Source organism: Flavobacterium silvaticum (assembly GCF_012911565.1).
Taxonomy (GTDB): Bacteria; Bacteroidota; Bacteroidia; order Flavobacteriales; family Flavobacteriaceae; genus Flavobacterium; species Flavobacterium silvaticum.
Map to the genome: position 1 here is coordinate 1 of NZ_JAAMPU010000096.1, position 25,351 is coordinate 25,351.

Genomic DNA, 25,351 nt, shown 5'->3' on the forward strand with positions numbered 1-25,351 from the left:
TCATTCTGCATTTTGGCAAAAAAGTAATACCAGGAAATTATTGCCAATAATGGTCTTTGACTTTTGCGGCGATAGGCATGGAACACAACGTTTGGCAGCCAAGCGCGGTTGCGGACTTCCGAAGAAAGTTGGTTCGGCTGAACGTGAAAGTACAAAGAAAATCGATTGGTTCAATTACCGGAAAGCAGCAATCGCGTCTTGGGTGCGGTTAGGTGCGGTTTTAATTCGCCATCTTAAAAATTCCATAGTCCGAAAATTCAAGAACTGAAATTTTACCTTTTGGTTTTAGTAAATAGCTCTTATGTGAGTAAATCCTATCTGACTTAGAAATTTGGATATCTTCAATTTGAATTTCAATTATTTCCATTTCTTTATTTTGTCTCAGAAAAAGATTTCCTTTCTTTAATTTTAAACTTTCTAAATGTTGTGGATTGATAAATGGCTCATCTAGATTATAAAAGCATACACTATCTCGCGTTTCTACAAAACGTTCGAATTTATAAATTCCATTACTTATAGATTTATTTTGAAATCCGGCATTTTGATATTTTTTTACTTTTATATCAATACCTTCTTGAGAGATATTAAACTTTTCTATTGGATCAAATATCTCTTTTTCTCGGGCTTCTTCGAAAGGTTCTAAACCAATTCCAAGAATAAATTTTCGATTTGGAATTTCTTCAAGATACATAACATCCAAATTTTTTGATAAATCAACTTCGAAAACATCTGAAGAATCCATAATGACAAAACCATGAATCATTGTATCTCTACCGCCAGTAGCAATATAATTATAAATTACTTTGGGTGAATCTTCTATTTTTTGACAGTATAATTGATAAGACCATTCAGTTTTGCAGCTTGCAAGTAGAGATGTCGAAAGGATGAAAGCTAAATATTTAAATTTCATATTTCGGTTTTACAGTTGTTAAAAATCGCACCTAACGTTTGGCAGCCAAGTGCGGTTGCGGACTTCCGGAGAAAGTTGGCTCGGCTGAACGTGAAAGTACAAAGAAAATCGGTTGGTTCAATTACCGATGAGCAGCAATCGCGTCTTGGGTGCGGTTGTGCGCTGTAAATATTAGTTAAACGATAAATTAATTTTATATTCTTTACCGTTGAGTGTAAATTCGATTGACGATTTATCCTTTTTTGTAATATTAGGGCTTCCTAAATCGAATTCCTTATGATGATTTGGACAAAACAAAATAATGTTTTCAGGTAATTCTTGTCCTTGTTCATGTTTAGGAATAATGTGAGCCGCTTCTATATATTTTTCGCCATTACTTTTTGGAATAAAGGTTTGGCAAATTTGACATTTAAAATCTCGTACAATTTTAATTAAAGCAATAGTTTTATTATCTCGTTTATAGGCTTTATGGTTAATTGTTACTATTTCAGGTTCTCTCGCAGTAATACTATTTAGTTCAGCTAAAACTTCTTGTTTTGATTTTGTACGCTTTAAATATGAGATGATTTCATTTTGTTCAACTTCGTCATGTAAACTTTCAATAGTGCTTTGGAATGTTGATACTCTTAATTTTTCAAAGTACATGTTACAAATTAATCTCAAACGCCTTTTAGGGTTTCCCTTTGCCCATATATAAGTGATATGAAGATCTAATGCTGTTAAAGCCGCTTCGAGTTTCTCTTTTCCATATTCTAAAAATATATTTTCTAGAAAGTATTCAAATAGTGGATTGCTTAAAGTTCTTGTAAATCGCTCGCCGTTCATCATTTTTACAAAAATATTGACAACAATAACTGCAGAATTTCGATTCATGTTTTGTTGATCGACTAATGCTTGTATTCCTTCCTTTCTCGTAATCTGATTTTCGAAAACTTGTTTACAGATTTGATAAATAATTTCCATATTTGATCAAAGTTCGAAGATTGGTTTATAGCGAACAACTAATTTATCCCTTCCCAAATCCAACACATATCCTCCAACTAAAGTGCGATAAACGCATAAAAATAACAAATAAAACAATTATATCGATTTATAGCATATCCAAAGGATTTTTAATATTGTGCATAGCTACATCGGTAACATGGGTATAAATCATGGTAGTTTTTGGGTTACTATGACCTAGAAGATTCTGTATGTAACGAATGTCGGTTCCTTGTTCCAGCAGATGAGTGGCAAAACTGTGTCTCAGTGTATGTAGTGTAATTTTTTTGCGGATATCTGCCCGTTCAGCAGATGTTTTAAGAACATTTTGTGCGGCTCTTTCAGAATATCTCTGCCCATTTTGTCCTTCAAAAAGAAATTGTTTTGGCTGATATATAGCTAAATATTCATTCAACATAGCCAATGCTTTATGGGACAAGAGCGTATATCTGTCTTTTTTCCCTTTGGCATTGCGGATATGTATCAGCATACGATCGCCATCAAGGTCAGACATTTTCAAATTGAGTACTTCACTTATCCTGAATCCGCCGGAATATATGAGGCTCAAAAGCACCTTATGCTTGAGATTTGTAGCACATTTGAGCAAGCGACGTACTTCTTCAACACTCAAAACCACAGGTAATTTCTTTTCCCGTCGAGGCCGTTCAATATTATAGACCACCGTGTCATTCTTACGGAAACGCAAAAATTGTTTGATTGCATTAATCGCCTGGTTTTGATAGGATATGGATTTTTCCGGAAGCACGATAAATTCATAATTGAATTGAGCCACGGTTCGTTCGGTAATCGTATCAAACTTGCGCTTAGCCAGATATTTCAGGAAGAATTCCGCAAGCCCTTTATAAGTATGAATAGTTGACGGACTATAGCGTTGCGCTTCCAGCCAACGTACAAATTGCGAAAGTTCGGTCAGTTGATGCAATTCAAGCTGAATATCATAAAAATGGACACGGCGCTTTCGTTCTATTTTCTTGATTTTGGAATAATCAATCTCCGCCATAGTCGATAATTTGGCAAGAACGATTGGCAAATTTTCTGCGGAATACGGAATATACCAGCAGCGTTTGGTTTCACTCCAAGTGGCTCCGAATTCAAATCGGATAAATTCAAAAAGTCTGCGGTTTGTGGAAAAATGGAAACTCAATATTTCCTGTTCACGATGGTCTTGTAGGTCCAGGACCAATAAAGGTAGCGGTTGCATATTCGTAAATTTTGGCGTTTATGTAGCAAATATAATTAATTTTTAGAAGCTGTTCCCGCTGCCTGCTTCAACTCCTCGTTTTATAACCGTAGTTCGCACAAAAAATCAATGGCTTCCGGTGGTCGCCTTGATTTTATGGCTCACGATCGGTTGTAAAACTGCGGGGTTTTCACTGCATCGGGGCTAGGCAATCGTTGATAAATAGACTGATTTCTATTTCAGAAGCTTTTTTTCGGTTGTCCCAAAAAACTATCTTTGCCAACCGAACCAATGCCATCCAGAATGTACAAACTCCTTTTACGCCCAATCCTGTTTCTTTTCGACCCGGAAGAAGTCCATTATTTTACATTTTCGGCCATACGATTCGCGTGCAAAATTCCTGGAATGTCTGGTCTTTTCAAATCGCTTTATGAAGTCCGCGATCCGTTGCTCGAAAAAGAAGTCTTCGGAATCAGGTTTAAAAATCCGGTGGGTCTGGCGGCGGGTTTCGATAAAGATGCCAAACTGTATAAGGAATTATCCTATTTTGGTTTCGGCTTTATTGAAATAGGCACCTTGACACCAAAAGCGCAACCTGGAAATCCCAGAAAACGTTTGTTTCGTTTGCGTGAAGATTCGGCGGTTATCAACCGGATGGGTTTCAATAACGGTGGTGCCGTAGAAGCAGCCAATCGGCTCAAAGAAAACAAAACGGTATTGATTGGAGGAAACATCGGCAAAAACAAAGACACGGCCAATGAAGATGCCGGAACAGATTATGATATTTGTTTTGAAGCACTGTTCCCATACGCCGACTATTTTGTCGTTAACGTAAGTTCCCCGAACACGCCCAATCTTCGTGCATTACAGGAAAAAGAACCGCTCAAAGCTCTGTTGCTGGCGCTTCAGCAGAAGAATTTGTCAAAGCCATCGCCTAAACCAATCCTGCTTAAAATCGCCCCGGATCTTACCGATGAACAGTTGCTCGACATCATCGAAATTGTGAATGAAACAAAGATTGCCGGTGTCATCGCAACCAATACGACTTTGTCACGTGATGGATTGGTATCTGAAAATAAAGTTGAAACAGGCGGATTATCCGGAAAACCGTTGACGAATCGTTCAACAGAAGTCATACGGTTCCTGTCTGAGAAAAGCAACAAATCATTCCCGATAATCGGAGTAGGAGGAATCCATTCTGCCGACGATGCCATCGAAAAAATCCGCGCTGGTGCCAGCCTTGTCCAGCTTTACACCGGGTTTATCTATGAAGGCCCGAAATTGGTGCGCGATATCAACAAACGCATCCTAAAAGAGCTCAAGCAGGGAACTTTGCACAACTGCGGTTAAGATAGTCATATATATAAATTATTACCATTTTATCTCATATCTTGTTTATTAGGTTTTTCGGTAATAATGTGAAACATTACGATTTTGAGTAATGATGATCGGTTTCAATCGATTTCGCAAAATCACTATATTTGACGCTATGATTTCCGGAAACGCCCCAATCAAGATTATCGAATGCCCGCGCGATGCCATGCAAGGTATCAAAGATTTTATTCCGACCCAAAAGAAAATAACGTATCTGCAATCGTTGCTTAGGGTCAATTTCGATACGCTTGACTTTGGCAGTTTCGTATCGGCACGTGCCATTCCTCAAATGCAGGACACAGCCGAAGTGCTTGCAGGGCTTGACCTCAGTCGTTCCCAAACCAAACTGCTCGCCATAGTCGCCAATACCCAAGGGGCACAATTGGCAGCTGAGCACGAACCTATCCGCTATCTGGGTTACCCGTTTTCTATTTCGGAGAATTTCCAGATGCGCAACACCCATAAAACCATAGCCGAATCGATTGTCACGTTACAGGAAATCCTCAACATCGCATCGGCCAAAAACAAAGAAGTCGTCGCGTATTTGTCCATGGGTTTCGGAAATCCTTACGGCGATCCGTGGAATGTCGAAATAGTAGGCGAGTGGACCGAAAAATTATCGGGAATGGGTGTAAAGATACTGTCGCTGTCCGATACCGTAGGCAGTTCCACGCCCGATGTCATATCGTACCTTTTTTCAAACCTGATCCCAAAATATCCGAACATCGAATTCGGGGCACACTTGCATACGACTCCGGATAAGTGGCATGAAAAAGTAGATGCTGCCTTTCACGCAGGCTGCAGGCGGTTTGACGGTGCGATACAAGGTTTCGGGGGTTGTCCGATGGCTAAAGACGAACTCACCGGGAACATGCCGACCGAGAAATTACTGTCGTATTTCAGCCAGCACAAGCAAGATACCGGAACAGGTTGGATGAGTTTTGAGAGCGCTTACAACGAAGCCTCTAAGTTGTTTGGTGCCTATCACTGAATCATTCCTCAACAATCAGGACGCCCCAGGGTTCGATGGCCAGTTTTTGGTTGGTATTGACTTTTTTACCCGATAGCAATTCGGTTCCTGAGCCTTTCGAATAGCTAAAAGAAGCGTCTTCCGATGAATAATTGTAGTAATAATGGATGGTTTTGCCGAACTCATTTTTACCTGATTTGGTAATCAACGGCCAATGTAAATCTGTATCCGGAGCCAGTTTGAGTTTTTCGATTTCCTGCAGGATAATCTTTTCCTGTATGGCATCGGAAACCATGCAGCCTTCATACACCAGGCTTCCTTTTCCGAATGTATTTTGTGTGACCGCCGGATATTTTCCAAAGTATTTATGATCGTAAAAAGCAATCGGTTTTGCAGAGTCGGGAATCAGATATTCCGCCCAGGTATTGACTTTGTTGTTTTCATCCCCAACCCGGAACGGATCGTCTTTTAAGGAAAGTTCCTTGAAATTCGTAAACTCCTGATAGGTAAACCCACAGGCTTCACGTAACGGACCAGGCGCAAGTACAGGCCGGACCATTGAGTTTTCATCGCTGAAACCGCTTTTAAACTGCATAATCACATGGCCACCTTTTTTTACATAATCGCTGATTTTTTTAAGCAGGTCGTCGCTGGCAATATACAATGACGGGATGATGACAAGGTCGTATTTTTCAAATTCGGGCCGTTCCGGAAATATAAAATCGACACCAATGTTGTTCTGATACAAAACCCTGTGGAATTGTGTGACCAGATTGTTCCTGTAAAAATTATTGTGGTCCGGCCCCCACGGATTTCCGCTTTGGTCGAATGGCATGAAATTCAACGCCGCATTCGCATCATGACTGAACAAGATAGCGACTTTATTTTCTTTTTTAAGGTTGACCAGATGCTTCCCGATTTGTTTTAATTCCTGAGCAGTCCGGGTTACTTCCGAATAGGTCCGGTTCGGTTGCAGGTCATGTGACAGCACGCCTTTCCAATAGATTTCCTGTCCGTAATGAATGGAATGCCAGTGCCAGTATTCCACCATATTGGCGCCAGAACCCAAGTGTGCGTATACGTTTTGCCTCAACTGGTTCGGATAGGGCGGTGACTGGATTCGGGAATTCCACCCGATGGTTTGGGCGTTGGTTTCGGTAATGAGGTAATTGTCATGCTTGACAGATCTGAAATAATCGCCGGCCAATGCAATCTCGCTTCCCGTAAGCTTATCCTGTGAATCGTGGTAAACATTGACCGCCATGACATCCATGAGTTTCGAGCTTTCCATTTGGTCTACATCTTCGAATGCAGGCATAAAACATTGGGTCACGAACTGGTCAGGCCTTTTGTATTCGCGCACAATCGCCGATTCCCAGGTTAGGAAATCCGCAAGAGCCTTTCTGTTGAAACGCTCCCATTCGAGTTTGTAGCCGGTATTTGTAATGCCGTCTCTCGGCGCGAGTTCTTCCCATCCGTTTATCGTCATTCCCCAATAATTGAGACCCCAGATTTTATTGAGGTTATCGGTCGTCTTGAATTTTTTCTTCAGATAATCCACAAAACTGACCTGGAAATCGTGGTTGTTCACCCCTCTGGTCAGCGTCTCATTATCGACCTGGTAGCCAATGATAGCCGGGTGTTTTGCATAATGCTGCATCAGCTGGCGAATGATGCGTTCACTGTAAAAAAGGAAAGTCGGGTTTGTAATATCCATATTCTGGCGGATGCCGTAATACGTCCTGTCTCCTTTTTGCAGCTCGATCAAAACTTCAGGATGTTTGTGCCAAAGCCATGCAGGAATGGAATAGGTAGGTGTTCCGAGGATAACCTTAATCCCGGCCGAATGCATTTTGTCTATGATACGATCCATCCACGCAAATTCAAACTGGCCTTCTACAGGTTCAAATAAGCTCCACGTCGATTCGCCTAACCTCACTACGGAAATACCTGCTTCTTTCATCATTTTTACGTCTTCATCCAATCTGTCGGTGGGCATATATTCCTGATAGTAAGCCACCCCGTAGAGAATGTTGTCGAATTTTTTGACCTGGGCACTGACTGCCATTGAAATCAGGGACAGGCAAGAAATGAGAAAGCGTATGTTGGGATTCATCGGATAAAGAATAACCATATTTAAAGTGTAATTTAAACATTTAATTTCCAATAACAAATGGAACCGAAAAATTCCCGAAAGATTTTATAAATTCCCGCGAATAAATCGCAATATGTCGCATCAATTACTCTTTCAACTGCAATCTGGAAATCCCGAAGACGAAGAATTCAACCTGTTCCTTTTCGCCATTCTCATGACAGGCGTCATTATGGTTTGCCTGTGTTTTATTGTTGCCCTGATCCTGATTGCGCTGGCAATTGTGGTGATTCTGGGGTTGATAGGCATCGGCGCGTTATCGGCCTCTGTCATTGTCGGGCTGAGTCAAAAGTCGTTGACCAAAGGATTCAAGACGTTTGTAATTGTGTTTTCGACGTTGACAAGCGGAGTCATAGCTGCATTCGGATTTTGGGGAATTAATAGTATCACGCATTGGTGGTCGACAAAAATGGCACTATTGACCGGTTTGGGGATAGGCCTTGTAGGTGGTTTTGCCATTGGATTCATCATCGCATACCTGATCCGGAAACTGAGCAATTTCATCAAACTGAAACTCGAAAAGAGAAAGCGACTCAGGGAAAAAACAGTGGAGTAATATTATTTCAGGACTTCAGGATTGGCGATGTTCGTCGGAGTTCCGTCTATAAAATTTATCACATTTTCAAAGGCTTTCCCAAAATACAACTCGTAGCCGTTTTTCTCGACATAACCCAAATGGGGCGTGCAGATGACATTCTCGAGTTGCAGTAAATCATAGTTTTTATCGTAGATGGGTTCGTCTTCATAGACATCGATTCCGGCCAGGAGCTTTCCCTTTTTCAGTACATTCAGCAAGGCACCGGATTCAATCAGTTCAGCGCGGGCGGTATTGATGAAGGCCGAATTGGCTTTCATACGTTCCAGGTCTTCCTGCTTTACAATTCCCCTGGTGGTTTCGGTCAGGCGCAGGTGCAGCGTCACGATATCTGAATTCTCAAAAAAATATTCTTTTGACGCCGCTTTTGCAAAACCATCGGCAACTGCTTTTTCGCATGACATTTCGCTTCCCCAAACCAACACATTGGCACCGAAAGCCTTTGCATATTGTGCGATTTTCTGGCCTATTTTTCCGTATCCCCAAATGCCGATCGTCTTTCCGTGGATCGTCGATCCGATGTTCACCTGCCATTTGCCGTCTTTCATTCCCTGGATTGCCTGCGGTATTTTGCGCACGACGTTCATCATCAAAGCCCAGGTGAGTTCTGCCGGCGCGATTGGCGATCCGATTCCTTCAGCTACCGCAACGTTGTATTTGGTACAGATCGAGAGATCGAGATGATTCGATATTTTACCGGTCTGGCTGATGAGTTTGAGGTTCGGCAGCAGTTGCAACAAACCTTCGGAAATCTCAGTCCTTTCGCGTGTAAGCACGAGGATTTCGCAATCGTCTATTTTTGATGCCAATGTCCGCGGATCTTTCTCAGTTTTATGAAGAATCCGGAAGTCCTGACCTTTCAATATGCTGAAACAATCCAGTTTTTCAATGACGTTCTGGTAATCATCTAAAATGGCAATCTTCATATCAGTTCAGGATTCTTGATGATTTTATAGAAATATCGGCATACTTCCAGGCTTCGTTGAATTTGGTTTCGGTTTGCAGATACATTTTTTTATCCTGCTTTTTTTCATAGGCATTCATCAATCCTTTTAACGCCCAGCCGTTTTTGCGGAAGGTCTTTAAATCGGCTTCATACACTTTTATCGCGTCGTCGTACTTTCGGGCATCGATTAAAACAGCGCCCAGATTATGACGGACAGAGAAGAACCAATCAGGCGGCTCGTCGTAATTCAACGCATCTTCCTCTGCGACGGCTTCGGTAAGTAACGTGATTGCTTTGGTATAATTCTTTTCGCTTGCGCAGATTTCCCCTTCGAGGGTTTTTGCCGCTATTTCACATAAGTCATATAAGTTGTTGATGCCCCAAATGGTCAGGTCTTTTAGTTTGGGATCGGTCATTATAGTTCTGATTTCTGACAAGTGTTTTTTGGCGATATCAGTTTTGTTTTCTGATAATGAAGCCATTCCCTGGGCATAATTCCAAATGACCGACGGGTATTTCAAATCTTTTTCAGGTTGTTTTGAATTTCGGATTTCATTCCACTTCCCAAGTTTGACCTCAACATACCACGGAATCGAATAATAATGCTGTAAAGTGGCCCATGCCGGATCACGCAACAGTTTTTTATGGGCGTGTCTTGCAGTGGCATTCGCCGATTCGAGAGCCATCTTGCTTTCTCCGTCAAGCGTGGCACAGGCCGAAATAAAATGATGGTTATGTGGATAGTAAGCCAACGGATAGGCACCTTGTGCATGGCACGCATCGAGATAAGTATCGTCTGCATCAACCGCCTTCCGGTTTGTGACGACGCCATCGTGATATCGGCCGGTCCTGATATAGATATGTGATGGCATATGCAACAAATGCCCCGAACCCGGAACCAAATGTTCGAGTAATTTCGCACTTGCATCGGCGGCTTCCGGATGATGCGACATTTCCTGTGCATGGATGAAAAAGTGATTGGCACCAGCGTGATTTGGTTCTGCAGAAAGACATTTTTCAAGCACTTGTATTATTTCGTGCGTCCACGGTTGAGGTTGTCCGTCTTTTTTCCACAGATCCCAAGGATGTATATCCATGATCGATTCGGCGAACAAAGAACCAATAGTGGCATCGTCCGGATATTTCTTATAGACCTTCCGCATCGCATCGGCATAAGTGGAATCAAGCGATTTGCGGGTAAGCGTCGTGTCGTTTGAATATCGATGTGACAAAGCTTCGATGAGGTCTTTCTCTTTTGGTGTACAATGGACAGAATGTTTCTTCGCCTTGTTGACTGCTTCAAACGCACGTTCAAAATTGTCTTTTTCCATTCCACCGTTGTAATTCGGGCCGAGCACATAGGCAAATCCCCAGTAACCCATGGCGCAAAGTGAATCCTGGCGTGTAGCTTCAAAGAAAGAACGGGCAGCTTCGGCATGGTTGAACCCGAACGAAAGCATCAATCCCTGGTCAATGTATTTCTGGACTTCCGGATTTTTTGTCGAAACCGGAAAATGAATGCCATCGAGACCTTTGAAAAATGGTGCTTTTTTATCGGAAGCATACCAATTGGCATCTGAAACTTCGGGCGTCCCGCAACTGTATGAAGAAGAAACGATGGTTTGTGACACTTTTTCCTTTTTGTCGCACGAAAGGGAAAGTAGCGTAAAACACAGAATATAAAGTTTTTGCATATCTAAAATTACAAAAACTGCCCAAAGATTATTCTTTGGTAAACAAAAATTCGCCTCCGCCTTGTTTTAAGGTCAGCGTCTTTTTTGTAGTATCGAATTCGATAAGTATTCCGGCGGCATCAAACCTGAATTTATCCTTTTCAAATGCTTCCAATGGAAATGCCGATTGACCCGTAGCCTGGGCCGTAAGCTTGCTTCCTTCTTTGGCAATGGTAATTTTCATTGGCATCTGTGTAGTAGAATACACACCTGTATAGGTATCGAGCTGTTCCGGTGTGAGTGCTACAGACTTAAAATCCGGAATTGAAAAAGGTTGGCTATAAACGGCATTCAGCGCCACGATCAGTATGTCGTTCATATTGAAATTATTTCCGTTCGAAAGCAGCACCACAGAAACATCCTGTTCATCGATGTGGCAAAATACAGATGAAAACCCGTCAATGGAACCGGTATGCCCAAATCCTTTTTTATCACCAAAAGGCAACGAGAATAAAGCCATTCCATAATCGTCTTTGATATCTTTCATCATATCAAGGCTTTTGGCAGAAATGATTTTGCCTTTGAATAAAGCCTCTATGAAGACAGATAAATCAGTCGGAGTCGAAACTATCGCTCCGGCACCAAGAGGCACGGATGGATCTGTCTCTATTTCCTGTTTCCAGCTTTTATCGAATCCATACGATTTGCAGTCGCCAGCTGCCACATTGATTTTTTTCCCGGAATATGTATGCTTTAGTCCCAGCGGTTGTGTGATGTCTTTGGAAAGCAATTCGGCATACGGTTTCCCATATATTTTTTCCAGGATAATGCTCAGCAGGATGTAATTCGAATTGCTGTAATCGGCGGTGGTGCCGGGTTCAAACACACTTTCTTTTTTGGCGATTTGTGCAATCAGCTGTTGTTCTGTTTGAGGATGTATGGCCCACGACATGAATTCCGGATCGTCGGTGATATTGTAGATTCCACTGCGGTGATGCAATAATTGATAAATAGTGATTTTACCGGAATTCGGAACTTCAGGAAAATAACCTCCGATATTTTGGTCGAGACTGAGTAATTTGCTTTCGACTGCTTTGAGGATAAGGGCCGCCGTAAAGGTTTTGGAAATGGAACCAATGTGGTATTTTGATTTTTCGGTCGCGCGGATATTGTTTTCGACATCGGCAAACCCAATGGATTTGGTGTAGATGACTGAACCGCCTTTGGAAATCGCGACGCTTCCCATAAATTTATTGTGCTGTTCAAGCGCATCGAAATAGGAATCGAGTCTGGTTTTGTCGATGGTTTGGGCAGATGCATTAAGAATGAAAAGACAGGTCGATAGAATAAGTAGTGTTTTTTTCATTGTATTTCTGATTACCGTTTGGGTTTTGTCGTGTGTTTTCAGTCTTATTGAATTTCCATCCGTGATTTTTCAAAAAAGCGGTGCAATCTTCACAGAATCCTTTTTCTTCGTCTATTACGTTCGCACCTTCGGCATCACGCATCAGACAGGTTTTTTCGGGACAATGTGACAAGCCTTCGGTATGGCCGAGTTCATGAAGGACGACTTTGTGAAACTGCTCTTTTTTGTTGTAAGAGGCCAACCGGTAATCAGAAATTACACATGCTTTTCCAGGCCGATAGCCCAAACCCATAATGCCCCAATCCTGGAATTTACCTTTTGTCGTGCTGATATCTTTATGTGTCAGGCCTACAACCACCGAATCTTCCCCAATCCTGGCGTTGAGGTATTTTATGATGCTGTCCGCCCTGTAACGACCTCTGACCTGGTTATATGATTTCGGCGGAAAATCCATGTTCTTCCTGAGAATGACGTTTGGATTTATGGCTTTTACCTGAACCAGTACCTCTTTGGCCATAGACGCATCAAAATTTCCTAAAGGCTGGATCACGATATGTTTTGTCCTTGGTCCTGAACAGGAAACGATTGCAAAAAGCAAAATCAGTAATAGTCTTTTCATTGATGCCAATTAATTAATCAATCGTTTCCCACCATTTGGAGAATTGCTGTCCGCCCTCGAGGTAAACCAATTCCCCAATCATCGGTGTCCATAATGGAATTCCAGATGCTATTGCATTTTCGGTAATCTTGCGTATCGGCTCGTCCCAATCGTGCAGGGCGAGGTTGAATTTTGCCCAATGGACGGGAAGCACCGCTTTGGCCTGCAAGTCTTTTGCGGCGTTCATTTCATCTTCTGGCAATAAATGAATGTACTTCCAGGCCGGATTGTATTGTCCGCATTCTATAATTGCCAGATCGAAAGGGCCGTGAACCGCACCGATGTTTTTGAAATGGGAATCATATCCACTGTCGCCACCGATGAAGATTTTTTTCGATGGTGTCTTGAGCACGAAAGAAGACCATAAGGTACCGTTTCGTTTAAAAGTGCGACCCGAAAAATGACGTGCAGGCGTACAATCGAGACGGATGTTGTCACGAAGCAGGATATGCTCGTTCCAGTTGAGTTCATTGATGCGCTGCGGATCGTAACCCCAGGCTTCCAGGTGCGCACCCACACCGAGACTCGTCACGACAGCCGAAACCTTCGGGATTAGTTTTCTGACTGTTTTATAATCGAGGTGATCCCAGTGATCGTGCGTAATGATGAGAATGTCTATGTCAGGGAAATCATAGGTGGAATATACATCGGAACCCTTAAAACTTCTTGTCGTCGGCGGAATAGGAGAGGCCGAACCACTGAACACGGGATCGACAAGTATCTTGAGGCCATCGATTTGGATAAAGTAAGACGAATGCCCGAACCAGACCAGGACATTTTCATCCGGAGCCAGTGATTTGAGATCGGTTTTACGGGAGGGAATGGGTTGTTTTGGTTTACGACGAGCACCCCGGCCAAAGAAGAAATTGTAAAGAACCGTAGACATTTTTGCATCTTCAGCGAGGTTCGGTGTAAAGGAAATATTCTGGAATTCACCTTTATCGAAATTCGTGGCAGCAAGAATACGATCGAGACGTTTGCCTTTTGGTTTCTTCCCGAATTCGGGGCGTTGCATAAAGGCGTAAGTGAGAAGAATCAGTAAAAGTATGGTGGAGATTAAAATCAGGAGAAAGGACATGGTTGCTGTTTTTCCAAAGTTAATGGTTAACTGATAACGGCCGAAAGAAATAAAATTGTTTCAGAAGTAATTGTATGTAATCATCCAAATCAACTTCCGGATAATTCGGGGTCGGGATTTTTATTTTTTCCTTTCATGGCAAATGCAAAGCTGATAAACCAGCCAAGTATTGTCCAACCGACTAAGAGGTTCATCACCAAGACCAGTTTGAAATTTATTTTATCGCGGGCAATGACGGTTGGAATAAAGTAAACGAATGCGGCAAAAATTCCCGCCATTATCTTTTCAGGCGTAATCTCTTTGTTTTCAAACGGAATATCGCTTTGTTGTGACCAAAGTGAATAAATGCTTAAAAGCGCTAAGGTTACTGCATATGTTGATTTCATCGTTCAGGATGTTGAGATACGAAAATCAAAAAACGTAAGTGATTACAGATCCGGCCGGTAAATGCCCGCCTACCGCATTTCCGCCCAATGCAATCCAGAAGTTCTTTTTCACATTGGTTTTATTGACCACTACGAGTACGAATTTCCCATCTGGTGTTTTGAATGCAACATTCGCTAAACCTTCAACCTGTGTCGTTTCGATACGCTTTGAACCCGGCCGCACGAATTTTGCCGCATGGGCCATATGGTAATACGCGACATTGCGGGTGACTTTTGATCCGTCGATTGTCACGGCTCCCATACACGAGGTACAACCACCGCGATCCGTGTGCGGGTCATACTTAAGGTCTGATGCGAGGTTCCATTGCAGCACGGTTTTCGCCCAGTTTTGGGTCGCGCCGATGAGCAGGTTTTCGACATTCCATTTGAGGTCGTTCGGGAAATCGCCGGGGCCGCCAGTCCATTGTTCGGTAAAATAGATGTTCTTATCAGGATGTGCATCGTGGACTTTGCTCATGGCGTCTATCGTGCCTCCATATAAATGGAAAGCTGAACCGTCGACGAATTTTTTAGCTGCCGCATCATCAAGGATTTCAAGCGGATATTCGGGCTTGTCGCAATTGTGGTCGTACACAATGATTTTAGTTTTGACACCCGCTTTTTCGAATGCCGGGCCGAGATTGTCGCGGACGAAAACCTTCTGGTCTTTGGCAAGCATCAGTAAACTCGGATTGTTTCCGGGATGAAGCGGTTCGTTTTGGACGGTGACGGCATCGATGGTAATTCCTTCGAGTTTCATCCATTTGATGTACATCACGAAATAATTGGCATAGGTACCATAAAATTCCGGCTTCAGTGAACCACCACGGGTATCGCCATTGTCCTTCATCCAGACTGGTGGCGACCAGGGCGAGCCCATGATTTTAATTTTAGGATTGATCTTTAGGATTTTTTTGAGGATTGGGATCAGTCCGGTGCGACGGTCGTTTTCGAGGCTGAATTTTTCAAGTTTAGGGTCGGTTTCACCTGCTGGCAAATCATCGTAAGAAAATACTTTGTCGTCGAGATCTGATGCGCCAATGCTGATTCTCAGATAGCTGATGCCAATATTGTTTTTATCGGTACCGAATAATTCCTTGAGCAGATCGTCCTGAGCCTTCGGGTCCATTTGGGAAATAAGCTGGGCGCTTCCTCCGGTCAGGCAATATCCAAAGCCGTCTATGCTCTGGAATGTTTTGTTTTCGTTGAGACGGATGATGTCGCCGGTTTTAGCATTGACATTCGTAAATCTGAAATCTTCCTGTTTGGAAAAAAGTGCCGATTTATCTGGAGTCGTGAGCCAGGATTGGACGGTAAAGTGATTGTTTTGTGCGGATAAATTGCCAATGCAGATTACATTGAGTGCAAAAACGATTTTAAGGAAGCGGTTCATTGAAAGTTGTTTTACCCAAAGTTAGCAGATTAACGAACCGAAAAAATTAAATTATCCAGATAAAAAATTGCGTAGTTAAATAACTACATTATATTTGTAGCCAAATGACTTCATGATGAATTTGAGACGAGATGTTTTCCAGGCAATTGCAGATCCGACACGAAGGGCAATCCTGTTGCTGCTGACTTCCCAAACCATGACGGCGGGTTCAATCGCTAATAACTTCGATTCCGCCAGGCCGACCGTTTCAAAACATCTGCAAATACTTACAGAATGCGGATTGATACTGCAGGAACAGCAAGGCCGTGAAATCTACTATCAGCTTAATACCCAAAAGATGAAGGAAATAGCGGAATTCCTGGAACCTTTCCGCAAGATTTGGGAAGAGCGTTTCGATAAGCTCGAAAATCTGATGAAAAACTACAAAAGCAAATAAAATGGAAGCGAAGACAAAAATCAGTACCGAACAAGATAGGCAAGACCTGGTTATAACCCGGGAATTCGACTTATCAGTAGCGTTGCTTTTCAAGGCTTTTGAAGACGCGGATCTTTTTGAACAATGGATGGGAACAAAAGTGCTGAAGCTTGAAAATAAAAAACACGGCTCCTATGCTTTTGAAACATCGCAACGAGGCAATGTGGTTTTTCGTGCCAACGGAACAATCCATGAGTTTATACGGAACGAGAAAATCACAAGGACGTTCGAGATGGAAAACACTCCGTTTCCGGTTCAGTTGGAATTTCTTGAATTTGAAAAAATCAGTGAGGAAAAAAGTAAGCTGACCCTGCATATCGTCTTCAAATCTATTGCGTTCAAAAACCAATTGCTCCAGATGCCTTTTGCCCATGGAATCAATATGGCGCACAACAGACTTGAGGAAATCATGAAATTTTTAAATTGAAATACTATGGCTAAAAGGAACAAAATTATCTATTGGATCGCGACGGTTTGGCTGGCACTTGGAATGGTTTCTACGGGAATTGTCCAGCTTATCGGCATGAAAGAAGAAGTAGATGAAATTTCTGTAAAACTTGGTTATCCGGCTTATTTTCTGGTTATCATCGGGGTTTGGAAATTGCTGGGTGTGGTTGCGGTACTTATCCCAAAATTCCCATTGCTCAAAGAATGGGCATACGCCGGATTTTTCTTTGTGATGACGGGTGCTGTTTTTTCACATCTCGCGGTTGGGGATGAACCGTTGGAATATTTCGGGCCTACGTTATTATTGTCGCTGACTATTCTTTCATGGTATTTTCGGCCTGCCGATAGACGGTTAGCGGTTTAAAGTTTCTTTTGGTATTAAAGCCTAGCCCCGATGTGAGCGGTTAGCCTTTCGCAGATCCTATGTATTTTTTGCCGCAAGATGAGGGCGACCAACGGAAGCCATTAGATTGAGCCGCAAAAAAGCATTGGAGCAAGAAAGCTATGAGCGGGCAGCGGGAATTTGCTTCAAATATCCATTAATCGATGGAAGGGTTTTCAAACTAATTTTCCTTTGAATGAGCTTTTAACATTTGGTACATTTTTTATGTACTTATTGTGTCGCTGAGATTTGTAATTTGCAACCGGGGAGGGGCCAATGCTGTTCCCTACAAAATCTGAAAATAGGTTTGTTACATTTTTTATTACACTTCGTTCCATACAGTTCGGCTACGCCTCGGGTTATGTACCAATTAGCTTCGCTCAGTTCGGCTAAAGCCTCCGGGTGTTAAATTTTTACATTCTGGTTTTTGCTCATTTCAATTCTGACTTTTTCTAACGATACTTCCGAACAACCAATTTTCGATCTTTTCCGTCTTTCCTGACTTTCCTGACTTTCCTGACTTTAAGACTTATATTCTTTCCCGACGCCTATCTGCACTTCCGATTTCCCGAACCACGAACTTCCGATCTTTCCAGACTTCTAACCACACTTCCAATCTTTTTCCTTACATTTGCACGCAATTTAACCACAACAGTTAATTGCAATGAATGCACACACTTCCAAGATCATCGGTGAAGGATTGACTTACGATGATGTTCTCCTGGTTCCCAATTATTCCTCTGTACTTCCGCGCGAAGTATCCATAAAATCCAAATTTTCACGCAATATCGAGCTCAATGTCCCAATCGTTTCGGCGGCTATGGACACGGTCACAGAAAGTGCCATGGCAATCGCAATGGCACAGGAAGGCGGAATCGGCGTACTTCACAAGAACATGACCATCGACCAACAGGCTGCGAAAGTCCGCAAGGTAAAGCGTGCCGAAAGCGGGATGATCATCGATCCGGTGACGCTTCCATTGACTTCGACGGTTGCCGATGCCAAAGCCGCGATGAAGGAATTCGGGATCGGCGGTATTCCGGTTGTCGATGAAAGCCAGAAACTCAAAGGGATCGTTACCAACCGCGACCTGCGTTTCGAAAAGAACCTGTCTCGCCCAATCGTTGAGGTAATGACATCTGAAAACCTCATAACGGCTGCCGAAGGTACCTCCTTGCAAGAAGCCGAGGTAATCCTGCAAGGCCACAAAATCGAGAAACTTCCGGTCATCAATTCGAATAATGAACTTGTCGGGTTGATTACATTCCGCGATATCACAAAACTTACGCAGAAGCCAATTGCCAACAAAGACAGCTTCGGGCGTTTGCGCGTTGCAGCTGCTATTGGAGTTACAGGCGATGCTGTAGACAGAGCAGAAGCGTTGGTAAATGCCGGTGTAGATGCTATTGTTATAGATACGGCTCACGGGCATACCGCAGGTGTTGTCGGGATTTTAAAAGAAGTCAAGTCGCGTTTCCCAAAAGTAGATGTGATTGTCGGAAATATCGCCACTCCTGAAGCTGCAAAATATCTTGCCGAAAATGGTGCCGATGCGGTAAAAGTAGGAATCGGTCCAGGTTCTATCTGTACCACACGTGTCGTTGCGGGTGTTGGGTTTCCGCAGTTTTCCGCAGTATTGGAAGTAGCTGCAGCCCTTAGAGGTAGCGGTGTTCCGGTTATTGCCGATGGCGGTATCCGTTATACAGGCGACATTCCAAAGGCAATTGCCGCGGGAGCAGATTCCGTAATGATGGGATCGCTGCTTGCAGGTACAAAGGAATCTCCGGGTGAAACCATCATTTTTGAAGGACGTAAGTTCAAGTCATATCGTGGAATGGGTTCGGTGGAGGCCATGAAAGAAGGATCAAAAGACCGCTATTTCCAGGATGTGGAAGACGACATCAAGAAATTGGTTCCGGAAGGAATCGTCGGCCGTGTTCCCTATAAAGGCGAACTCAATGAAAGCATGCAGCAATTCATTGGCGGTCTCAGGGCCGGAATGGGTTATTGTGGTGCGAAAGATGTTCCGACGTTACAGGAAACCGGACGTTTTGTTCGGATTACTTCAAGCGGAATAACAGAAAGCCATCCGCATAATGTGACTATTACCAAGGAAGCACCGAATTATTCGAGGTAGGGCCGAGCGTTAAAAAAATGTCCAGTAGACATTTTTAGCGAAGGAGCCTGGAGGCGCGTCGGGGCTTGTTAAAATTGAATAATTGCGGCTCTTTGGGGCCGCTTTTTTATGAAGTTAAAAAGCTATTTATTAAGTTTGGTAACAATCCAAAGATATGCAACACCGCGCCAAATCAATCCGACCGTTTATAGGAGCAGACAATTTTGAACTTTCCCGCAATTTCTACACAGATATTGGATTCGAAGAAACGGTTTTAGACAAAGGTTTTTCTGTCTTCAAATCCGGAAATCTTGCTTTTTATCTTCAGGATGCAAGTGTACGCGACTGGATTGACAACACCATGATTTTTATGGAAGTCGAAGATGTCCGGCAATTCTGGGATGATTTACAAAAACTCGGACTTCCTTCAAAATATCCTTCGGTACGACTGGTTCCTGTTCGTGAAGAATCATGGGGACGTGAATGTTTCGTCCATGATCCTTCAGGGATTTTATGGCACTTTGGAGAGTTTTTCTAAAGCCTTTTTGCTTTTTCGCCTAGTTAGGTTCAATCCGAAAAACGCAGATTACCTAATAATTTCTTATCGCCCACAATCCATAAAATATCATTCTGTTCGAGGATCAAATGCGAATCCGGATTCAGTATGCGATTGCCGCCTCGTTCCACGCCAACCACAAGTCCTTTGGTCTTTTCGCGTATCTGTGATTGCCTGATGCTTTTTCCGGCAAATTCAGTACGCCCGATTTCAAACTGCTGGAGTACAATTTCAGAATTGGAATTATCCGATGTCGCGCCAATTTCATTTCGTTCCAGGTATTTCTTGAATTCATCTACCTGTTCATCTGTCCCAATCACGCAAATTTCATCACCTGGAAATAACCGTTCGTTTCGTGCCGGAATATTGATGGTCACTTCGCCACGTTTGATGAATGCGATGTTGACGCCCATCTGTTCCCGAAACTGTAGTTCCTCTAACGTATGCCCGGCAATGTTCGATTCGCGTGAAATATCGAACAGCGTCATATGTCCTTCCCAAGGTGTCAAGTCGCTGCGCTGGCGTTTCATTTTGATGATTTCGCGTGCGTTGAGGTTATTCAGGAAGCGGGTTTCGATACGATGGTATTGCTTGTTGAGTTTTTTCGGGAAGATGGAATACACGATGATACACGCACAAAAAGCCAGGAAAGCGATTTCTGCCGAAAAGAAATTGTCAAGCAGAAATCCGATGTAAAACAACGCCAATACAAATCGGAACAGCACCATCATTACGATCGGCCCGCGATACCGTCGTTCAGCCATCAATTGTGTCACCTGTTCCACCGCGACGCGACGTAAGGACAAAGCCCAGAAAAAAGGTGCCAACGCAGCTAATGTCACAAAAGCCGCCAATGCATGCCCGAATCCGTAATGGTCCACAATCGGAAGGAAGAAATTACGAGAAAGTAAAATTCCGCCAATAATGATGACCGAATGCAAAACTACCTGAAGAATATAAGCCCGAAGCACGATTTGCCAGTTGCTAGCCGATTTGATCGATTGCGCATTCGCCGAATACCGTTCGATGCGTTTGAGCCATTTTCTCGGCAATATGCGGCCCAGGTATTCGGCCATAGGTGTAGACCATTTCACCATAAAAGGAGTGGTGAAAGTAGTGATTGCCGATACCGCGACCACAATCGGATATAAAAATTTACTCGTCACATGAAGTGAACTTCCCAGCGTGGCGATTATAAACGAGAATTCCCCAATCTGGGAAAGGCTCATTCCCGTCTGTACCGATTGTCGCAACGGTTGGCCCGAAAGCAACGCACCGAAAGTGGAAGCGATCGGTTGTCCTATAATGACCAGAAGTGTCAGTATCCCGACAGGGACGATATGTTCGGTTAGTGTATTCGGATCGATAAGCATCCCGACAGATACAAAAAATACGGCGGCGAATAGATCCTTTACGGGTTTGACCAAATGCTCGATGTGTTCGGCCTGTGTCGTTTCTGCAATGATAGAACCCATGATGAACGCACCAAGGGCAGGAGAAAATCCGGCTCCCGAAGCCAGTATTACCATGACCAGGCAAAGCGCTATCGAAATGATAAGCAGCATTTCGTCCGTCAACAGGTTTTTGGCCCGCTTGAGCAACGTCGGGATAAAGAAAATACCGCACACGAACCACAACGTCAGGAAAAACAGTAGTTTGAGTACGCTCATAAGCAATTCCATTCCGGAGAATTGGTTACTCACGGCAACGGTAGACAGCAATACCATCATCAAAATCGCCACGATGTCCTGGACAATGAGCGACCCGATTACAATCCCGGCGAAACGTTTTGCTTTTACGCCCAATTCGTCGAAAGTTTTTAAAATGATTGTGGTGGAAGAAACCGAAACAATCACACCTAAAAAGATACTGTCCATCGAACTCCACCCCATAAGACGTCCGGTTCCATAGCCGAAACATGTCATGAGCAGAATCTGTGTTACGGCCGTAATCGAAGCCGTTCCACCAACCTTCATCAATTTCCGGAAACTGAATTCGAGTCCGAGGCTGAATAACAAAAAGATAATCCCAATCTGCGCCCAGACCTCCACGCTGTGCATGTCCTTGACCGATGGAAAAAAGTCGAAATGGTTTCCTGCCAAAAAACCTGCAATAAGATAACCGAGCACCAAAGGCTGCTTGATCATGCGGAACAACAACACGGCAATTGCGGCCGTCATCAGGATTAGTCCCAGATCGGAGATAAGTGGGTAGAGTTGCTGGGTGGTTTCGGCAGCCAATTGGAGGATGTTTTTTGTTTATTTGATGATTCGTCAATGCGAAAAGTGAAACCGTAAGATAGTACTTTCGGCCAATAGCGAAAAACGATCTGGGTTAAAGATTTGTTTTTTTTGGAGCTGATCCCGCTGACACGCTTTAAGCTTTTTCAATCCCGCTTGTTTTGCAGGCACAAAAAAGGGCTTCTGTTGTCGCCTTTTTTGAGCGGCAAAACTATCGCGTTATTTTCAAAAGGCTTTACGCTTGCATCGGGGCTATATCCCGGTGTAGTTTGCAGGCGTGATTTTCAAAAGTTCCTGCTTGATTTCGTCAGTTACATCAAGCGTTTCGATGAATCCGTGGATCGCATTTTTGTCAATCGCAGTGTTAGTCCGCGTCAGGCCTTTGAGGGCTTCGTAAGGGTTCGGATAGCCTTCGCGTCTCAGGATGGTTTGGATCGCTTCGGCCACGACGGCCCAGTTTTTTTCGAGGTCTTCGGCAAATTTGGATTCGTTAAGCAATAGTTTGTTCAGGCCTTTGAGTGTAGCCTCAAAAGCGATTATCGTATGCCCGAACGGAACACCGATGTTTCTTAAAACCGTACTGTCTGTCAAATCGCGTTGCAACCTTGAGATAGGAAGTTTGGCCGAAAGATGCTCGAACAAGGCGTTAGCGATTCCTAAATTGCCTTCGGAATTCTCAAAATCAATCGGGTTCACTTTATGTGGCATGGCCGATGAACCGATTTCCCCGGCCTTGATTTTCTGTTTGAAATAATCCATCGACACATATGTCCAGATGTCGCGGTCCAGATCGATCAATATGGTGTTGATTCGTTTCAATGCATCGAAAAAGCCTGCGAAATGATCGTAATGCTCAATTTGTGTCGTCGGGAACGAATGCTGCAACCCAAGTCTTTTCTCAACGAAATCTGTCCCGAACTGTTGCCATGAAATTTGAGGATACGCCACATGATGCGCATTGAAATTCCCCGTCGCCCCACCGAATTTGGCCGCGAAAGGCACATTGAAAAGCTGTCTTAATTGTTCTTCGAGCCGTTGGACGAACACCGCGATTTCCTTGCCCAATCGGGTAGGGGAAGCCGGTTGTCCGTGCGTGCGTGCAAGCATCGGGATATCCTTCCATTCTACACTCAGTTCTTTTAATTTGGCAATGACGGCAATCAACGATTTTAGATATACGTTCTCAAAAGCTTCTTTGGTGGAAAGTGGAATCGCAGTATTGTTTATGTCTTGTGATGTCAGCCCGAAATGGATGAATTCCTTGAAATCTGCCAACCCCAGTTTATCGAATTCGGCCTTGATGAAATATTCGACTGCCTTGACATCGTGGTTCGTAGTCTTTTCGATTTCCTTGATGGCAAGTGCATCGTCGGTACTGAAATTTTCATAAATGCGACGAAGCTGCGGAAAAACGGCCTGACTCACATTGTTTAATTGAGGCAACGGCAACTCGCACAACGCGATAAAATACTCGACCTCGACAAGCACGCGGTATCTGATAAGCGCTTCTTCTGAAAAATAAGGAGCGAGCGAATAGGTTTTGTTCCTGTAGCGTCCGTCGATAGGTGAAATGGCGTTGAGTTCAGAGAGTTGTTGCATTGTCGTGATTTTAGAGAAATGCAAAGATAGGTTTTAGGGCTGTATCTAAAAAGCCTGGTAGCTGTCTTTTATTCCTTTCTTTCCCCAATCTGCTGACGCCACAACGCGTAATACAATCCTTTTGCGTCAAGAAGCTCATCATGTGTACCGTGTTCGGTAATCTGGCCTTTTTCAAGTACGTAAATTGTATCAGCGTGCATGATGGTCGAAAGCCGGTGCGCGATCAAAACTGTAATCTGTTGGCGGTTATCGCTGAGTTCGCGTATGGTTTGCGTAATTTGTTCTTCAGTTATTGAATCGAGTGCCGATGTCGCTTCGTCAAAAATGAGAAGCCTCGGATTCCGAAGCAATGCACGTGCAATTGACAATCGCTGTTTTTCACCTCCCGACAGTTTGCGTCCGCCTTCACCTAAAATGGTATCGAGGCCGTCTGGCGCATTCTGCAGTATGGTCATCGCCGATGCATTTTCCATAGCCGAAAGCATCTCCGCTTGGGTGGCATCTGGTTTTACGAACAACAGGTTTTCACGTATCGTCCCGAAAAACAATTGCGTATCCTGGGTTACGAAACCCATTTGTCGCCGGATTCGGTTGTATCGCAGTTCTTTTATGGAAACGCCGTCGTATAAGATGTCGCCTTCAACTGGTCGGTACAATCCGACAAGTAATTTTACGAGCGTAGATTTTCCGGAACCTGACGGCCCCACAAAGGCAATCGTATCGCCCAATTTTGCTTTGAAAGAAATATTCCGGATGGCATCGGTCGAAGCGTTGCGGTGCCTGAAAACCACATTGGAAAATTCCAGTTCCGATATCGGCCCGCTGTCGACCCAATCTTTCGGGCTGTATTCAACCGGTTTTTCAAGGATGTCGTTGAGCATCGACAGCGCTGTTTCCGCTTCGCGCCAGGAAACGATGATGTTGCCCAAATCCTGTAACGGACCGATGATGGCTACAGAAATGAACTGCATTGAAATCAGCTGGCCGGCGGTGAGTACATTGCGGAAAATCAGCCACAATAAAATAAAAAGAATCGATTGCTTGAGCAGGATCAGTATGCTTCCCTGAAGGAAACCGAGCGTGCGCATCTTTTTGACCTTGGCCATTTCCGAATCGTAGATTTCACGTGTATGCAGCTTGAGCCGTTTGATTTCGGAATACGTCAGGCCGAGGCTTTTGACGAGTTCTATGTTGCGAAGGCTTTCGGTTATGGTGCCGCTCATTTGACGGTTCTGGCGCATCAGTGAACGCTGGAGCGTCTTGATCGACCGGCTCAATAAACTCGTGATTCCGCCCAGCAATACGAATCCGACAAAAAATATCGGGATCAAAGCCCAGTGTTTGGTCACGGCGTACCACATCAAAAAACCGATGCCGACAAGCGATGAAAAAAGTACATTGATAAACGCCGTGATGAATTTTTCGGTGTCGCTTCGAACTTTGAGCAAAACCGCGAGGATCTCGCCACTTGTCTGGTCTTCGAATTCCTGGAATGGGAGCCGCAGCGTATGTTTAAGGCCTTCATTGAAAATGTCCATGCCGAAACGCTGGACAATCATTCGAAGCACATATTCTTTAAGCGAGAGGAAGATTCGTGCACCGATAGCGACCGCAAGCGCAAGGATCAGTAAGTGGATTATGCCTTTCGGGATTTGTTTCGATTCGCTGTTTTTGAGTGCATAACCGTCTACGATCTGTCCGAAAATAATCGGGTCATATAAAGCGAGGATTTGTGCAAAACCCGCAAGCAACAAGGCGAGGAAAATGTAGTTAGCGTAAGGTTTGAGGTATTTCCAGAAGAGCTTCATTGTTGT

Annotated in this window: 22 protein-coding genes; 8 read left to right on the plus strand and 14 right to left on the minus strand. The window is 43.7% G+C overall.

From position 1 onward, the window contains the following. Positions 1 to 220 precede the first annotated feature (220 nt). The 3 genes from G6047_RS01765 to xerA form a co-directional block, all read right to left on the minus strand. A complete protein-coding gene (locus tag G6047_RS01765; protein ID WP_169525753.1) occupies positions 221 to 910 on the minus strand; it encodes a hypothetical protein in 690 nt (229 codons plus the stop codon). A 171-nt stretch (positions 911 to 1,081) separates the two neighbouring features. Then, positions 1,082 to 1,873, minus strand: coding sequence for an HNH endonuclease (locus G6047_RS01770; protein ID WP_169525754.1), 792 nt, complete (start codon positions 1,871 to 1,873; stop codon positions 1,082 to 1,084). Between the two features lie 127 nt (positions 1,874 to 2,000). Continuing rightward, positions 2,001 to 2,912, minus strand: coding sequence for a site-specific tyrosine recombinase/integron integrase (gene xerA / locus G6047_RS01775; protein WP_169525755.1), 912 nt, complete (start codon positions 2,910 to 2,912; stop codon positions 2,001 to 2,003). A gap of 483 nt (positions 2,913 to 3,395) precedes the next feature. Between xerA and G6047_RS01780 the strand changes: the two genes are divergently transcribed. Next, the gene (locus tag G6047_RS01780; RefSeq protein WP_169525756.1) at positions 3,396 to 4,442 is read left to right on the plus strand and encodes a quinone-dependent dihydroorotate dehydrogenase; all 1,047 of its coding nucleotides are present in this window, start codon (positions 3,396 to 3,398) and stop codon (positions 4,440 to 4,442) included. A gap of 139 nt (positions 4,443 to 4,581) precedes the next feature. Further along, on the plus strand, positions 4,582 to 5,457 hold the full coding sequence (locus G6047_RS01785; RefSeq protein WP_169525757.1) for a beta/alpha barrel domain-containing protein: 876 nt from the start codon (positions 4,582 to 4,584) through the stop codon (positions 5,455 to 5,457). 1 nt (position 5,458) lies between these two features. On the opposite strand, the gene G6047_RS01790 is transcribed toward G6047_RS01785, so the two are convergent. Further along, a complete protein-coding gene (locus tag G6047_RS01790) occupies positions 5,459 to 7,552 on the minus strand; it encodes a beta-galactosidase (protein ID WP_169525758.1) in 2,094 nt (697 codons plus the stop codon). Positions 7,553 to 7,664: 112 nt separating this feature from the next. On the opposite strand from G6047_RS01790, the gene G6047_RS01795 reads away from it, so the two are divergent. Then, a complete protein-coding gene (locus tag G6047_RS01795; protein ID WP_169525759.1) occupies positions 7,665 to 8,144 on the plus strand; it encodes a spermidine synthase family protein in 480 nt (159 codons plus the stop codon). A gap of 2 nt (positions 8,145 to 8,146) precedes the next feature. On the opposite strand, the gene G6047_RS01800 is transcribed toward G6047_RS01795, so the two are convergent. The 7 genes from G6047_RS01800 to G6047_RS01830 all read right to left on the minus strand — a co-directional run bounded on the left by G6047_RS01800 (position 8,147) and on the right by G6047_RS01830 (position 15,722). Then, complete coding sequence (locus G6047_RS01800) at positions 8,147 to 9,109, minus strand: D-2-hydroxyacid dehydrogenase family protein (RefSeq protein ID WP_169525760.1); 963 nt, start codon at positions 9,107 to 9,109, stop codon at positions 8,147 to 8,149. A gap of 1 nt (position 9,110) precedes the next feature. Next, a complete protein-coding gene (locus G6047_RS01805; RefSeq protein WP_169525761.1) occupies positions 9,111 to 10,823 on the minus strand; it encodes a tetratricopeptide repeat protein in 1,713 nt (570 codons plus the stop codon). 28 nt (positions 10,824 to 10,851) lie between these two features. After that, positions 10,852 to 12,168, minus strand: coding sequence for a serine hydrolase domain-containing protein (locus tag G6047_RS01810; protein WP_169525762.1), 1,317 nt, complete (start codon positions 12,166 to 12,168; stop codon positions 10,852 to 10,854). Next, the gene (locus tag G6047_RS01815; RefSeq protein ID WP_169525763.1) at positions 12,122 to 12,787 is read right to left on the minus strand and encodes a Zn-dependent protease; all 666 of its coding nucleotides are present in this window, start codon (positions 12,785 to 12,787) and stop codon (positions 12,122 to 12,124) included. The genes G6047_RS01810 and G6047_RS01815 overlap by 47 nt, the downstream gene beginning before the upstream one ends. Before the next feature lie 13 nt (positions 12,788 to 12,800). Further along, on the minus strand, positions 12,801 to 13,904 hold the full coding sequence (locus G6047_RS01820; protein ID WP_169525764.1) for an MBL fold metallo-hydrolase: 1,104 nt from the start codon (positions 13,902 to 13,904) through the stop codon (positions 12,801 to 12,803). A gap of 89 nt (positions 13,905 to 13,993) precedes the next feature. Continuing rightward, a complete protein-coding gene (locus G6047_RS16705) occupies positions 13,994 to 14,290 on the minus strand; it encodes a superinfection immunity protein (protein WP_211165358.1) in 297 nt (98 codons plus the stop codon). Positions 14,291 to 14,315: 25 nt separating this feature from the next. Continuing rightward, complete coding sequence (locus G6047_RS01830; RefSeq protein ID WP_169525765.1) at positions 14,316 to 15,722, minus strand: glycoside hydrolase family 30 protein; 1,407 nt, start codon at positions 15,720 to 15,722, stop codon at positions 14,316 to 14,318. A gap of 115 nt (positions 15,723 to 15,837) precedes the next feature. Here G6047_RS01830 and G6047_RS01835 point away from each other — a divergent pair, with 115 nt between their 5' ends. The 5 genes from G6047_RS01835 to G6047_RS01855 all read left to right on the plus strand — a co-directional run bounded on the left by G6047_RS01835 (position 15,838) and on the right by G6047_RS01855 (position 19,680). Then, positions 15,838 to 16,158 carry an ArsR/SmtB family transcription factor gene (locus tag G6047_RS01835; protein ID WP_169525872.1) on the plus strand — a complete coding sequence of 107 codons (321 nt, stop codon included), beginning with the start codon at positions 15,838 to 15,840 and terminating at the stop codon, positions 16,156 to 16,158. Position 16,159: 1 nt separating this feature from the next. Then, positions 16,160 to 16,624, plus strand: coding sequence for an SRPBCC family protein (locus G6047_RS01840; protein ID WP_169525766.1), 465 nt, complete (start codon positions 16,160 to 16,162; stop codon positions 16,622 to 16,624). A 6-nt stretch (positions 16,625 to 16,630) separates the two neighbouring features. Continuing rightward, entirely contained in the window at positions 16,631 to 17,008 is a 378-nt protein-coding gene (locus G6047_RS01845; RefSeq protein ID WP_169525767.1) for a DoxX family protein, read from the plus strand. Positions 17,009 to 17,690: 682 nt separating this feature from the next. Beyond that, complete coding sequence (gene guaB, locus G6047_RS01850) at positions 17,691 to 19,163, plus strand: IMP dehydrogenase (RefSeq protein ID WP_169525768.1); 1,473 nt, start codon at positions 17,691 to 17,693, stop codon at positions 19,161 to 19,163. A 154-nt stretch (positions 19,164 to 19,317) separates the two neighbouring features. Then, on the plus strand, positions 19,318 to 19,680 hold the full coding sequence (locus tag G6047_RS01855) for a VOC family protein (protein WP_169525769.1): 363 nt from the start codon (positions 19,318 to 19,320) through the stop codon (positions 19,678 to 19,680). Between the two features lie 29 nt (positions 19,681 to 19,709). Here G6047_RS01855 and G6047_RS01860 read toward each other — a convergent pair whose 3' ends face one another. The 3 genes from G6047_RS01860 to G6047_RS01870 form a co-directional block, all read right to left on the minus strand. Beyond that, positions 19,710 to 21,878, minus strand: a complete 2,169-nt coding sequence (locus G6047_RS01860; protein ID WP_169525873.1) for a cation:proton antiporter domain-containing protein — start codon at positions 21,876 to 21,878, stop codon at positions 19,710 to 19,712. Between the two features lie 312 nt (positions 21,879 to 22,190). Beyond that, positions 22,191 to 23,537, minus strand: coding sequence for an adenylosuccinate lyase (gene purB / locus G6047_RS01865; protein WP_169525770.1), 1,347 nt, complete (start codon positions 23,535 to 23,537; stop codon positions 22,191 to 22,193). A 68-nt stretch (positions 23,538 to 23,605) separates the two neighbouring features. Further along, the gene (locus G6047_RS01870) at positions 23,606 to 25,345 is read right to left on the minus strand and encodes an ABC transporter ATP-binding protein (RefSeq protein ID WP_169525771.1); all 1,740 of its coding nucleotides are present in this window, start codon (positions 25,343 to 25,345) and stop codon (positions 23,606 to 23,608) included. Between the last annotated feature and the right edge of the window lie 6 nt (positions 25,346 to 25,351).

What these genes read in the sequence shown, in the direction of transcription:
- G6047_RS01835 (WP_169525872.1), top strand. Translation starts at nt 15,838, where the DNA reads ATGAATTTGAGACGAGATGTTTTCCAGGCAATTGCAGATCCGACACGA.
- G6047_RS01830 (WP_169525765.1), bottom strand. Translation starts at nt 15,722, where the DNA reads ATGAACCGCTTCCTTAAAATCGTTTTTGCACTCAATGTAATCTGCATT.
- G6047_RS01845 (WP_169525767.1), top strand. Translation starts at nt 16,631, where the DNA reads ATGGCTAAAAGGAACAAAATTATCTATTGGATCGCGACGGTTTGGCTG.
- G6047_RS01805 (WP_169525761.1), bottom strand. Translation starts at nt 10,823, where the DNA reads ATGCAAAAACTTTATATTCTGTGTTTTACGCTACTTTCCCTTTCGTGC.
- G6047_RS01770 (WP_169525754.1), bottom strand. Translation starts at nt 1,873, where the DNA reads ATGGAAATTATTTATCAAATCTGTAAACAAGTTTTCGAAAATCAGATT.
- purB (WP_169525770.1), bottom strand. Translation starts at nt 23,537, where the DNA reads ATGCAACAACTCTCTGAACTCAACGCCATTTCACCTATCGACGGACGC.
- xerA (WP_169525755.1), bottom strand. Translation starts at nt 2,912, where the DNA reads ATGGCGGAGATTGATTATTCCAAAATCAAGAAAATAGAACGAAAGCGC.
- guaB (WP_169525768.1), top strand. Translation starts at nt 17,691, where the DNA reads ATGAATGCACACACTTCCAAGATCATCGGTGAAGGATTGACTTACGAT.
- G6047_RS01815 (WP_169525763.1), bottom strand. Translation starts at nt 12,787, where the DNA reads ATGAAAAGACTATTACTGATTTTGCTTTTTGCAATCGTTTCCTGTTCA.
- G6047_RS01780 (WP_169525756.1), top strand. Translation starts at nt 3,396, where the DNA reads ATGTACAAACTCCTTTTACGCCCAATCCTGTTTCTTTTCGACCCGGAA.
- G6047_RS01840 (WP_169525766.1), top strand. Translation starts at nt 16,160, where the DNA reads ATGGAAGCGAAGACAAAAATCAGTACCGAACAAGATAGGCAAGACCTG.
- G6047_RS01795 (WP_169525759.1), top strand. Translation starts at nt 7,665, where the DNA reads ATGTCGCATCAATTACTCTTTCAACTGCAATCTGGAAATCCCGAAGAC.
- G6047_RS01800 (WP_169525760.1), bottom strand. Translation starts at nt 9,109, where the DNA reads ATGAAGATTGCCATTTTAGATGATTACCAGAACGTCATTGAAAAACTG.
- G6047_RS01820 (WP_169525764.1), bottom strand. Translation starts at nt 13,904, where the DNA reads ATGTCCTTTCTCCTGATTTTAATCTCCACCATACTTTTACTGATTCTT.
- G6047_RS01790 (WP_169525758.1), bottom strand. Translation starts at nt 7,552, where the DNA reads ATGAATCCCAACATACGCTTTCTCATTTCTTGCCTGTCCCTGATTTCA.
- G6047_RS01765 (WP_169525753.1), bottom strand. Translation starts at nt 910, where the DNA reads ATGAAATTTAAATATTTAGCTTTCATCCTTTCGACATCTCTACTTGCA.
- G6047_RS01855 (WP_169525769.1), top strand. Translation starts at nt 19,318, where the DNA reads ATGCAACACCGCGCCAAATCAATCCGACCGTTTATAGGAGCAGACAAT.
- G6047_RS01785 (WP_169525757.1), top strand. Translation starts at nt 4,582, where the DNA reads ATGATTTCCGGAAACGCCCCAATCAAGATTATCGAATGCCCGCGCGAT.
- G6047_RS01810 (WP_169525762.1), bottom strand. Translation starts at nt 12,168, where the DNA reads ATGAAAAAAACACTACTTATTCTATCGACCTGTCTTTTCATTCTTAAT.
- G6047_RS16705 (WP_211165358.1), bottom strand. Translation starts at nt 14,290, where the DNA reads ATGAAATCAACATATGCAGTAACCTTAGCGCTTTTAAGCATTTATTCA.
- G6047_RS01860 (WP_169525873.1), bottom strand. Translation starts at nt 21,878, where the DNA reads ATGACGGCCGCAATTGCCGTGTTGTTGTTCCGCATGATCAAGCAGCCT.
- G6047_RS01870 (WP_169525771.1), bottom strand. Translation starts at nt 25,345, where the DNA reads ATGAAGCTCTTCTGGAAATACCTCAAACCTTACGCTAACTACATTTTC.